Annotated in this window: 10 protein-coding genes; 6 read left to right on the forward strand and 4 right to left on the reverse strand. The window is 62.0% G+C overall.

Going from position 1 to position 12,198, the window contains the following annotated elements:
- Positions 1-171: 171 nt before the first annotated feature.
- A complete protein-coding gene (locus tag AC0L2K_RS29070) occupies positions 172-1,380 on the forward strand; it encodes a polysaccharide biosynthesis/export family protein (protein ID WP_128168406.1) in 1,209 nt (402 codons plus the stop codon).
- A gap of 174 nt (positions 1,381-1,554) precedes the next feature.
- On the forward strand, positions 1,555-2,343 hold the full coding sequence (locus AC0L2K_RS29075; RefSeq protein WP_288141830.1) for a class I SAM-dependent methyltransferase: 789 nt from the start codon (positions 1,555-1,557) through the stop codon (positions 2,341-2,343).
- Positions 2,344-2,478: 135 nt separating this feature from the next.
- Here the strand turns inward: AC0L2K_RS29075 and AC0L2K_RS29080 are convergent, their stop codons facing one another.
- Positions 2,479-3,741, reverse strand: coding sequence for an O-antigen ligase family protein (locus AC0L2K_RS29080; RefSeq protein ID WP_473533025.1), 1,263 nt, complete (start codon positions 3,739-3,741; stop codon positions 2,479-2,481).
- 459 nt (positions 3,742-4,200) lie between these two features.
- Between AC0L2K_RS29080 and AC0L2K_RS29085 the strand changes: the two genes are divergently transcribed.
- The 3 genes from AC0L2K_RS29085 to AC0L2K_RS29095 all read left to right on the forward strand — a co-directional run bounded on the left by AC0L2K_RS29085 (position 4,201) and on the right by AC0L2K_RS29095 (position 7,504).
- Positions 4,201-5,130, forward strand: coding sequence for a TIR domain-containing protein (locus tag AC0L2K_RS29085; protein WP_473533013.1), 930 nt, complete (start codon positions 4,201-4,203; stop codon positions 5,128-5,130).
- A gap of 229 nt (positions 5,131-5,359) precedes the next feature.
- A complete protein-coding gene (locus AC0L2K_RS29090; RefSeq protein ID WP_473533014.1) occupies positions 5,360-6,112 on the forward strand; it encodes an SDR family NAD(P)-dependent oxidoreductase in 753 nt (250 codons plus the stop codon).
- A 51-nt stretch (positions 6,113-6,163) separates the two neighbouring features.
- A complete protein-coding gene (locus AC0L2K_RS29095; RefSeq protein WP_091592785.1) occupies positions 6,164-7,504 on the forward strand; it encodes a glucoamylase family protein in 1,341 nt (446 codons plus the stop codon).
- A gap of 185 nt (positions 7,505-7,689) precedes the next feature.
- Here AC0L2K_RS29095 and AC0L2K_RS29100 read toward each other — a convergent pair whose 3' ends face one another.
- Entirely contained in the window at positions 7,690-9,126 is a 1,437-nt protein-coding gene (locus AC0L2K_RS29100) for an aldehyde dehydrogenase family protein (protein WP_473533026.1), read from the reverse strand.
- 262 nt (positions 9,127-9,388) lie between these two features.
- On the opposite strand from AC0L2K_RS29100, the gene AC0L2K_RS29105 reads away from it, so the two are divergent.
- On the forward strand, positions 9,389-10,420 hold the full coding sequence (locus AC0L2K_RS29105; protein ID WP_473533015.1) for a hydroxyacid dehydrogenase: 1,032 nt from the start codon (positions 9,389-9,391) through the stop codon (positions 10,418-10,420).
- Between the two features lie 29 nt (positions 10,421-10,449).
- Here AC0L2K_RS29105 and AC0L2K_RS29110 read toward each other — a convergent pair whose 3' ends face one another.
- Together AC0L2K_RS29110 and AC0L2K_RS29115 are read right to left on the reverse strand one after the other, a co-directional pair.
- Positions 10,450-10,935, reverse strand: a complete 486-nt coding sequence (locus AC0L2K_RS29110; protein WP_473533016.1) for a hypothetical protein — start codon at positions 10,933-10,935, stop codon at positions 10,450-10,452.
- A 91-nt stretch (positions 10,936-11,026) separates the two neighbouring features.
- Positions 11,027-12,198 (reverse strand): molybdopterin dinucleotide binding domain-containing protein (locus AC0L2K_RS29115; RefSeq protein WP_473533017.1); only part of this gene is annotated, 1,172 nt, incomplete at its 5' end.

Consider the following 12,198-nt stretch of genomic DNA (forward strand, 5'->3'; position numbering starts at 1 on the left):
GGGCCGGGAGTCGGTTGTGTGCGGAGGAGTGACTGTCCAGGCGCCAAGCATTCTGCAGCAAGCTTCATCGGGCCGGGCTAAAGCGAATCGGAAAACGTACAGTTGAAAACAAACATCTTCGACATCTCCTGGGCCGGCACGGTTAGCAATCGCATGCGACGGATGCGGCTTATGACCACTTGCCTCGCGCTGGCGCTCGCCGTTCCCCAACTCGCCGCGGCCGACGAGTACCGGCTTGGATCCCAGGACAAGCTGACCATCCGCGTGGCCGAATGGCAGACCGTTGAAGGCACGTTCCGCGACTGGACGGCCGTCAACGGAGAATACACGGTCGGCCCGTCTGGAACATTGTCCGTGCCGTTCGCCGGCGAAATGCCGGCATCCGGCAAGACCACATCCGAGATCGCGGCAGCGATCAGCCAGGCGCTCCAGCGCAAGCTCGCTCTGGCCGACCGGCCGGAAGCCTCCGTCGAAATGGCGCAGTACAGGCCGTTCTACATTTCCGGGGAGGTCCAGACGCCGGGCCAGTATCCCTACGTGCCCGGCCTGACCGTCCTGAGGGCGATGAGCATCGCCGGCGGCGTCCGGCGGGCCCCCGAAGGACAGCGGTACGCCCGCGACATAATCAACGCCAAGGGCGAGTTTGACGTTCTCCAGGACCAACGGGTCCGACTGATCGTTCGGCGCGCGCGCATCGAAGCGCAGATTGCCGACAAGCCGACATTCGACGTGCCGAAGGAGGTGGCCGAGGATCCGAAGCTGGCAAGCATCGTTGCCGACGAGATGGCGATCCTGACGGCCGATCAAAAGAATCTCAAACTGCGCCTTCAGGCGCTCGACGATTTGAAGAAGCTATTGCAGAGCGAGATCGATTCGCTGCAGAAAAAGATCGTCAACCAGCAGCGGCAGGTCGACCTGGCAAAGGAACAGCTCAGCGGCATCGGTTCGCTTGCGCAAAAGGGCCTTGTCGTCAACACTCGGGTTCTGACTTCGCAGCAAACGATCGCCGACCTGGAAGGAAAAATCCTGGATTACGAAACGGCTATCCTCACCGCCAGGCAGTCGATCAGCAAGGCCGACCAGGACGCCATCGACCTGGAGAACACCCAGAATGCGGATCTCGCCACCGGCCGGCAACAGGCAGAAGCCGATCTCAGCGAAACAATGCTCAAGATGAACATGCACACCGGCCTGATGGCCGAAGCCATGTCGGGGAGCCCGGCGCTACAACGCTATCGCGACGGCGAAGAGCCAACGATGTCGTTTGGCCTGGTTCGGGTTGTCGACGGCAAGACCAGCGAAATCGCTGCCAGCGAAGATACGCCCGTGCTGCCTGGGGACGTGATCAAGGTGAAGCTGGTGCCAATGGCAAGCCAGTAGGCATTGGAGCGATCGGCCGATCCGACCGCGCCGTACAGATCCGATCTGCAAGGAGTTCGACCCGGACGAGTTCGACCTTGAACTCGTCGACACTGTGCTCGCCGCCCCGACAAGCTGGCCTACCGCCAACTCGGGACGTGAGTAATTGCAGCGCAAGGAGATGTTGTGCTTTAGTTGCAACTTAAATCCGAGGAGGACTTTGTCGTGCACAGTGAAAGGGGCGAAATCGTCAGTCGAGAAAGAGAATTTCACAATCTCAGATTCAGTCAGGAGGAGGATCCAAGAGGAAGCCTGGACAAGTGGTATCGAACAATTCGTCACGGCGCTGAACGTCAAGACGAGCAGATAAAACGGCTTTCGAAAAACGCAGACGTGCTCGAGTACGGTTGCTCCGATGGGGGGTGGTCTCTGCATTCCCTGCACCTGCCCGATCTTTGCCGATCTCTGACGGGGATTGATATTTCGGATGTAGCAGTAAACAAGGCGAACGAACGGGCGAGCACGCTTGGAAGCACGAACGCTACATTCCTGGCGATGAATGCGGAAGCCATGTCGTTCGAGGACAACAAGTTCGACCTGGTGTATGGACGCGGGATCATCCATCACCTGGACCTGGACCGGTGTTTTTCCGATGTGGTCCGTGTCCTGAAGCCGAACGGCGTGGCGTCCTTCTACGAGCCGATGGGACACAATCCGCTCCTGAATGCCTACAGAAATCGGACACCCCTCATCCGCACCGCTGATGAACATCCCTTGCTAATTTCGGACTTCGCTTTGGCCCGCCGCTATTTCAGCAATGTCCAGGTGGACTATTTTGGCCTGTGCTCCGTAGGAAGCGCGCTGATGCCGCGAACCATCTCGGAGACCGTCTACAAAGTTGGCAAAGCTGTCGATTCAGTACTTTTGACGCTTCCCTTTGTGAAGCGGTTCGCATGGTATGCGCTCCTGACCCTCAGGGCCTGATCAATAGGCAGCAAACCCAACTCGGGCGAGGCTCGCCTGCTGCCTGTGAGATGAAATGATTGCTTGGCCTTGGCGCTGTCAGGCGGCGTTTTTGTGCGCGGCACCAAAAATCAAGGTAATATTTTAGCCCTTTGCTTAGCGCCCCGCGGTTTCTGGTTCCGCGAGGTCGGCCGCGGTCCATCTGGGACGGGCGACATGCACCCTGACCAGCCTGAAGTAGCTGTAATACAGGAGGAAGGAGCCCATGATGTAGGGGTTGAAGGTGTCGATCTCAACGAAGGACCGGATGAGCAGAAGCACCATCACGCCGCCAAGAATCACCGACTCGGCTTGCCATGTCCTGAATATCAGGGCCGATACATGGCCCCATAGCGTGCGCACGATGATCAGCGAAATCATCGTCGCCCCGACATAACCTAGCTCGACGAGGGCTTCGATATAGGTGTTGTGGAAGTGGAAGCCGCTTCGGGTGGTGATGTAGAATTCGTTCCAAAGCCGCTCGGCCTCGGCGAACCCCTGCACCCAATAGGCCGCGTAGCCGACGCCGAGGACTGGCGCCTGCTGCGCCGCTTCCCAGCCCTGCTCCCAGAGATAGGTCCGTCCGGTGAGCGTGGAATCCTTTCCGAAGGCGCCAAGGACGAAATCCAGAAGTCCTGCAAAGGCAACCGCGGTGACCACGACCAGCCCGCATGCGCCGACCACGAAAATCACCCGTCGGTAGCGGAGTGGAAGCTTCTTGGCCATGGCAAGCAGAGCCACCAGAGCGAGAACTGCCGGTATCGAAGCCGTCGAGGTGGCGGAATGCGCCATGATCAGAAGATAGGCCGATAGGACGAAGATGGGCGCCGTCAGGATAAAGCTTATCCGGCCGCGCCTGAGAAAGACCAGGAAGACAATGCAAAAATAGATGCCAAGGGAGGCGACAAAGCCGAGCTGGTTCTTGGAGCTGAATGCGCCGACGAAATTGTACGTCCCGTCGAGCATATCATAGGAATATCCCCCGACCTTGAGCGAATAGAGCAGGACGACAAAAATCCCGATCAGTGAGCCTATCGTCAACGTCCGGACGCTGACGGTGCGCGCGGCGATGTAGGCGCAGGCGATATGGGAGCAATACTGGATTGACGTCCTCAACGTGATGCCGGGGGCATCCGACCAGAACACCGAGAGGCAGACATAGAATGCAAACGCCAACGGCAGCCACGCGCTGGAGGCATGTCGCAACAGCCGCCGGTAGTCTACCAGAACCAGGGGAAGCCAGACCGCATAATAGGCCAGGATCAGGATCGGGCCGAAAACCGAGGAGTAGGAGAACGCCCAAATGGAGATGGCAACAGCAAATGCGCCGTAGACCGTGCTCTTCTCCGGGTCGACCAACAGAGATTTTGGAATCTTCATCTCGGTAGCGAATTCCCGTCCATGCAGTTCAATGCCGATTCGCCGCCGCGCCATGCGCGAACGCTTCTATTGTGCAGTGCAATATAACCCATCCCCCGCAGCGTGTCACCCAAATGAGGCAAAAACAGTCCTAAGGCGCCCCGGGACGGCGGCAAAAGGCCACGACAGGCGGTGCGTGCGGCAAGAACCCGAACATCCCGGCGCAGGGCTGGGCATCGCCTTCGGCGCCGTCAAAAACCATCGCCGCCGCATTTAACGAGAGGCTCGGCATCACCACCGCGCGGAACTGTTTTTGCAGTTCTTTCAGCACCGGACCGAAAAATGGCAGTCGGCATGCGTTGCATCCGTTGCAATGAATGAGGCCCTCCGCGTACGCTATCTCGGGGGCAACCAGACGATGGCCACACCAACAACTGGCAGGCCCTGGTCGTCCCCGGTCTGCTGGGTTGGAGCAAACGGATGGACAAACCTCGAATCTTCCTGGGCTCGTCGGGGAAGCAGAAAAAACTGCTGCAGGCGCTGACACGCGGTCTTGAAGAGATCGCGCATGTGGAACCCTGGACGACGTCCTTCAATCCGGGGACAACCACCCTGGGGCGCCTGCTCGAGCTTACGCGGGAAGTCGACTTCGCCGCTTTCGTCTTCGCCCAGGACGACTGGACGAGTGTAAGCCTGCCAGCATCATCTGCTCCTCTATCCGCTCAAGCTTCTCCGCGAGACAATGTCGTCTTCGAAGCCGGCCTTTTCGGCGGAGTCCTTGGAATGCGCCGAACGTTTATCCTTCATGCCAACGGTTCCAAGCTTCCAAGCGATCTCCTGGGCCTGACGTCCGTGAGGTATGGCGAAGCGACGACCGCCGCGGAGATGAGAGCGGTCAACCAAAAGCTGCGAAAAGCTGTTGAAAATGAAGGCCGCGTCGCCCGAATAGAGGGCCTTTGGTGGCAGTTTTCCCTGTCGGAGCGGACCGCAAAGGAACCTTCGGCCGTGAGCCTCCTGCGTATCGCGCGAGACCGCGATGGTGCGTTGGAGTTGGCCGGCCGCTCATGGCAAGAGAATGGCAGTCTGTCAGCCAGATACTGGAGCGAGGCGGTAAAGGAGAGAAAGGAGCCTGCCGGCATCTTCTACTTTTGGAATGGAGAACGGCCCTTGGATGCGAACGCGTCGCAGTTGTACGGGACGGGGGAGATCCGGCTGGAGTCCGCCGATCGCGCGTCCGGGTACTTTACCACACGCGCCGACACGCAGCCAAAACTGAACGCGCGCACCTCAGGCGTCTACTTGCGCGCCGAACCGGAGGACTTGAGCATCCTGGACGGGCGCGACAATCAGCGACGAGTGGAGTTGATCGCGGAGCGGCTGAGCCATTGGAAGTCGATCAAGAACGTTTGAACGGCGCCCATGGGAGTCGCTCGGACGGGCCCGGCGCCTCGCCGCGACCGCAACTCAGTATCTTATGGAGAGGAAACAGCCAAGAGCGGCTCTCAACCGCCTGCTTCTGGCCCGCCATGAACCTGTTCGAGGCTCCAGTCCCCGGCTTGAACTTCTCCGCTGTTGACTTCACATTCGCCGCCGGCGGTGGCGCCAGCGCCCGTCGGGGCGGGCAAATGAGGGAGACCATATGCCAATGAGTTTTGCGGGACGGTTTGCCGGACGATCGGCCGTGGTCACCGGTGGCGCCTCAGGCATCGGCCTGGCCGTCGCGCAACGAATCGTTGAAGAGGGCGGGCGCGTTTGCGTCTGGGATCGCAACTCCACCCAGATCGAGCAGGCCAAGGCTGTCATCGCCGACTTGCACGGCGTGACCGTCGACGTCGCCGATCCTGTAGCGGTCGCACAGGCCGCCTGGCATACGATCGAAGCCCTTGGCGCGGTCGATATCCTGGTCACCAGCGCGGCCATCACCGGACCGAACATGACGACCTGGGACTATTCGGTGGAGGATTGGCACCGAGTCATCGACATCAACATCAACGGCGTCTTCTACTGCAACAAGGCGCTGGTTCCGCACATGCTCGAGCGCAATTACGGCAGGATCGTCAACATCGCTTCGATCGCCGGCAAGGAGGGAAACCCGAATGCCTCTGCCTACAGCACCTCCAAGGCGGCGGTGATCGGCCTGACCAAGTCGCTGGGCAAGGAACTGGCGAAGACCAAGGTGACGGTGAACTGCGTCACGCCGGCAGCGGTGCGCACCGCGATCTTCCAGCAGATGAGCCAGCAGCACATCGATTTCATGCTGTCGAAAATACCAATGGCGCGGTTTGGCGAGGTCGAGGAGGTGGCGGCGCTGATCTCGTGGATCGCTTCCGAGGAATGTTCCTTTACGACGGCTGCCGTTTTCGACGTTTCCGGCGGCCGGGCGACCTATTGAAGCAACTGGAACGATTTGCAACCACGGACGCCAGACTGGAGTTCCCGTCGTTTGCTTAGGATCGAACCTCCACAGTCCGACGAAGAACTGCTCGACCGCTTCCAGCGCGCCGCCTTCGGCTATTTTCTGGAAACCGTGAATGCGGAAAACGGACTGGTTGCCGACACGTCGCGGCCAAATTGGCCGGCAAGCATCGCGGTCGTCGGCTTCGCCCTGTCCTGCTATCCGGTCGGGGTCGAGCGCGGCTGGATAGCACGAGACGCAGCCGTGAAGCTGACGCTTGCCGCACTGCGTTTCTTCTGGAACAGCCGGCAAGGCGATGGCGACGACGTCACCGGCCACAAAGGCTTTTACTACCATTTCCTCGACATGCGGACCGGCCTACGCGCCTGGCGATGCGAGTTGTCGGTGGTTGACACGGCGCTGCTGATGGCCGGCGTGCTCACGGCTGGCGCCTATTTCACAGGCGACACTGACGACGAAACCGAAATCCGCGAGCTGGCGGAAATGCTCTACCGACGCGTCGACTGGCGATGGATTCAAGGCAGCAGACCGATCTTGCGACAGGGCTGGAAGCCGAAGAGCGGTTTTCTGCGTTATGGCTGGGAAGGCTACAACGAAGCGACGATCCTTTACGTCCTGGCAATGGCCGCCCCCGACAAACCCGCCTCGGACGACAGCTATGCCGGCTGGACGGCGACATATCAGTGGGAAAACATCTACGGCTACGACGTGCTCTATGGCGGCCCGCTGTTCATGCACCAATTCTCGCATGCCTGGATTGACTTCGATGGCATCCGGGATGCGTTCATGCGGGACAAGAATTCGGACTATTTCGAAAACAGCCGCCGCGCGACCTACCTTCACCGGGACTATGCGCGGCACAACCCCTCTGGCTATGACGGCTACGGCGAAGCACTTTGGGGACTTTCGGCGGGTGACGGACCCGGCAAATTCCGCGCGCGGATCGAGCGGCGGCCGCGCAAATTTTCCGGCTATGCAGCGCGTGGCGCACCGTTCGGCCCCGATGACGGAACGATTGCGCCGTGGTCGTATCTCGCATCGCTGCCCTTCGCACCGGAAATCTGCCTGCCTGCGCTGCGCCACCTCAGAGAACGCCACCCTGAGGTGGTCGACGGTTTCAGGATGCCGAGCGGCTTCAACCCGACGCTGGCGAACCGGCGGAAGTTCGGGCCGAGCGGCTGGATATCGGATGCGCACTATGGACTGGACCAAGGCATCGTCGTGCTGATGATTGAAAACCACCGCTCGCGGCTGATCTGGGAGCTGATGCGGTCGAGCCCGCATATCCGTCGCGGCCTGTGCAAGGCCGGGTTCTCCGGCGGCTGGCTGTCGCAGCCGGCGAGCCCTCCTCGCAAGGACCCCTGCTGAATGACGGCTAAAACGCGCCGCGTTTGACCGGCCTCCTGCGACGCGCTTTAGGTCGCTGTTTCATGCATGTGCGCGACATGCATTAGCGCCCAGTGGTCGCTGTCGTTTCGGCCACGAAGACGTTCGCCTTCCCGGCAACTCGCGCCCGCCGGGAAGGCCGTTCGATTTCGTCTGGCTTGATTTACTTAGCCGGCGAACGTGTAGGCGGTCTTTACCGTAGTGTAGAATTCCGCTGCGTAGCGGCCTTGCTCGCGCGGGCCGTAGCTCGATCCCTTGCGTCCGCCGAAAGGCACGTGGAAGTCAACGCCCGCCGTCGGCAGATTGACCATCACCATGCCGGCCTCCGAGTTGCGCTTGAAATGCGTGGCGTGCTTGAGGCTCGAGGTGCAGATGCCCGACGTCAGCCCGAACGGCGTGTCGTTGGCCACCGCCAAGGCCTCGTCATAGTCCTTGACGCGGATGACGTTGGCGACCGGCCCAAAAATCTCCTCGCGTGAAATGCGCATGGCGTTGGTGGCTTGCGTGAACAGCGCCGGTTGCAGGTAGAAGCCGCGGGTTTCGCGATCGAGCCGCTCGCCGCCGAAGGCGAGATCGGCGCCTTCCTGGCGGCCGATGGCGATATAGTCTTCGTCCTGTTTCAACTGGCTCTGGTCGACGACGGGTCCGATCTGGGTTTTCGCATCGAGGGCGTCGCCGACGACCAGCTTGGCGAGGCGATCTTTCATCGCATCGACGAAGCGGTCATGGATGCCGTCCGTCACGACCAGGCGGGACGACGCCGTGCAGCGCTGGCCGGTCGAGAAATATGCGCCATTGATCGCGCAGTCGACGGCGACGGCTAGGTCTGCATCGTCGAGCACGACGAGCGGGTTCTTGCCGCCCATTTCGAGCTGGTACTTGCGCATGTGCTCGACGCTGGCGGCAGCCACGCGCTTGCCGGTGCCGACCGAGCCGGTGAAGGTGATGGCATTGAGGTCAGGGCTGTCGAGCATGGCCTGGCCGACTACCGAACCCTTGCCCATGACGAGATTGAGCACACCCTCAGGCAGGCCGGCGCGGTGCAATATGTCGACAATGGTCCAGGCGCTCTCCGGAACCAGCTCGGCCGGCTTGAAGACGATGGTGTTGCCGTAGGCCAGGGCAGGAGCGATCTTCCACGCCGGGATGGCGATCGGGAAATTCCACGGTGTGATGATGCCGACGACGCCGACCGCTTCGCGTGTGATCTCGACACCGACGCCGGGCCGCACGCTTGGAACCAGCTCGCCCGACAGGCGCAGCGTCTCACCAGCAAAGAAATCGAATATCTGGGCGGCCCGCACGGTTTCGCCAATTCCCTCGACCAGCGTCTTGCCCTCCTCGCGCGCCAACGCCCGGCCGATTTCATCTTTCCGCGCGGTGATCTCGTCCGACGCCTTCCTCAGCACCGCATGGCGTGCCAGCAAGCCCGATCGGGACCACGCAGGAAATGCCGCTTTCGCCGCCGCGATGGCCTGCCGCGCCTGCTCGGCGTCGCCCGACGCATATTCGCCGACCACGTCGTCGAGATTGGAAGGGTTGATGTTGCGGGAGCCGGCATCGCCCACCCACTCGCCATCGATGAGGTTCTTTCGAAACGGGATCATGTCGCTGTCTTCCTTGTCCTTCGATTGCCGTCTATCTGGACCACCAGCCGCCACACCGCAAGGCCGCCAGCGGCAAAGTTCTGCTCCTCGACAGGCATGTGCTAAGCAGGTTTCGAAAAAGTGTTCGATGGTTTTCCGATAAAAACCTGCGACAAACACAAACCCGGCAGGCGAAGCCCGGCAAGCCTGCTTGGGTGTCGAGGTGGTAAACCATGATTCTAGTGCGGCGCGACGCGGATCGCGCCAGGAGGAGGCTGCCATGTCCGACAGCGCGTTGCCGCTGGTGATCAGCGCGCCCGAGCCACGCACGCTCGACCTGATTTTCACGCCCGAGGCACTGGCGAGATTCCGCGCCAGATACCGTATCGTCGAAACGTCGCCAGAAGGCGTCGCGGCCCTGGCACACGATGTGCTCGCCGAGGCGCGCTACATCGTCGGCCAGCCGCCGATCGCGCCGGAGACGCTGGAAAGGATGACGGCGCTGCGCTGTGTCTTCAATGTCGAGAGCAACCTCATCAACAACATGCCGTATGAAACGCTGTTTTCGCGCGGCATCCATGTCGTCACCACCGGCATGGTGTTTGCCGAGCCGGTGGCCGAGCTCGGTCTTGCCATGGCGCTCAACCTCGCCCGCGACATCGTCGACGCCGATCTTGCGTTTCGTCAGGGCAAGGAGCTGTGGGGCGGCGAGGGTAACCGGGCGGCGCGGCTTCTCTCCGGCGCGGATGTCGGTATCATCGGATTCGGCGATCTCGGCCGTGCGCTCAACCGGCTGCTGTCGGGCTTTCGCACGCGGACCAAGGTCTTCGATCCGTGGCTGCCGCCCTCGATCCTGATCGAGAACGGCGTCGAGCCGGCTTCCCTCGACACGGTTTTGTCGAGTAGCGATTTCGTCTTCGTCGTCGCTTCGGTGACCAGCGAAAACCAGGGTTTTCTCGGCACTGAGGCCTTTGCCAGGATGCGCAAAGGAGCCGCCTTCATCCTGCTCAGCCGTGCCGGCGTGGTCGATTTTCCGGCGCTGATGGATGCAGTTCGCAGCGGCCACATCGTCGCCGCCAGCGATGTGTTTCCGCAAGAGCCGCTGGCGCAGGACCATCCTGTCCGCACGCTGCCCGGCTTCCTGCGCTCCGCCCACCGGGCCGGCGCGCTCGACATCGCTTTCAAGCGCATGGGCGACATGGTGCTGGAAGACATGGACCTGATCGACCGCGGCCTGCCGCCAATGCGTTCGAAGCGGGCCGAACGCGAGACCGTTTCGCGCATGCGCTCGAAGCCGGTCGACAAGAACTGAGCCGTCAGGCCCAGCGGCTGCGAGGTTTCTCAGATGGTGAACGACCAGAACAGGCAGGCGAGCGTCGCTGCGGCGAAGACGACAAAGAACAGACTTCTCAGCAGGATATTGCGGCGCAGTTCGTTCATGAAGAGATGGCAGCCGACGACGGCCACGACAAACAGGAACCGCCAATTCAGCAGTGCCGGCAGGACATTGCTTCGATCGAAAGCCCATCTGGCGGCGAGGCCGCCAATGATGGCCGCGAACAACACGATGACTGTCCAGAAGATCGCATCCGCAGCATGTGTCAGGACGATGCCGGCGACCCTGATCGGCAGGATCATCATCAGCAGCGCGCTGAAGAAGTACACGCCCGCGAGCGGGATAAACGTCCCGGCCTCGGCGACGTCGTCTAGGCGTTCTGCGCCAATCGCACCAAAGGGATAGCCATGCCTGGCCACCGCCAGGCTGAGAGCCATCAGCAAAGCCGTCAATATGGCCACCAATGCGAATGAAGTGAGGGCTTTGCTCATAATGGTCCTGCTCGGAACGAATCGGATAAGGACGTTGGTAGCCCACCGTTTGTAAATTGCTGGTAAGCGTCGCGACGCGCTTTGGACGCCCTCACTCCGCCGCGTGAAGGCGCCGCGCCTCGATGATTGTCCTGATCTCGGCGCGGCAGGAGCCGCAATTGGTGCCGGCATGCAAGGTTGCGCCGATCGCTTCGACGCTTACGCAGCCTCCGCGCACGGCTTCGGCGATCTGATTGGCGCCGACCCCGAAACAGGAGCAGACGATGGCGCCGCGATCGACGCTGTTGCCGCCCGGCCGCCCCGCCACGATCGCCAGTCGCCCGCGCCGATCAGCATGGTCCGCGCTCAACTGCTCGACCGCCCAGCCGCGCGACACCGCGACCGGCCTGGGCGCAAGATAGAGCGCGCCAGTCAGCCGGCTGCCGGCAAAGCGGGCGAAGCGATAGTGCCCGCCGGCGACATCATGATAGGCGAGCGTCTCGCCTGGCGCGTCCGCCCCGAAAAGCGAGGCCGCGAAACCCGGCCAGTCCCGGTCGGCTTCCAGCGCAAGCTCGAGACGCCAGCCGGCGGCGCAGCGGGCGAGGCTCCAATAGTCGGCGTCGATCGAGGCTGGCCGTTCGGCAAGCACCGCGAAGCCGAACGCGACGGCAGCGAAGCGTTCCACCCGGGCGGCAACATTCTTCGAGGCCGGCTGTCCTGAAATCGGATCGGTGATGGGCGCCACCAGCGCATCGACACGAGCCCGCGCGGAAAACTGGTCCGTCCAATGCATCGGCACGAAGACCGAGCCTGGCCGCTGCCGCGCCGTCACCAGCGCACGAAGCAGCACCTCGCCATGCTCGGTTGAGACGCGGACGATGCCGGCATCGCCGATGCCGAAGTGCTGCGCGTCCGCCGGGTGGATTTCGGCGAACGGCTCGGCCAGGTGCTGCGACAGCCGCTGGCTTTTTCCCGTCCGCGTCATGGTATGCCAGTGGTCGCGAACCCGCCCGGTGTTGAGCACCAGCGGGAATTTTTCGTTCGTGCGGGTTTGCGGAACTGGACGGATCGGGATGAAGCGCGCCTTGCCGTCGGGTGTGTAGAAGTTGCCGTTGGCGAAGAAGCGGGTGCTGGCTGAGCTATGTCCAGCTTGAACACCCCCCTCGGGGGGGGGGGGGGGGGGGGGCGGGCCCCGGGGGGGGGGGGGGGGCCCGCCCCCCCCCCGGGGGGGGGGGCCCCCCCCCAAAATGTGAAAAAAAAAACCCCCCCAAACACCCCCAGAGG

This window comes from Mesorhizobium sp. WSM4817, assembly GCF_055811135.1.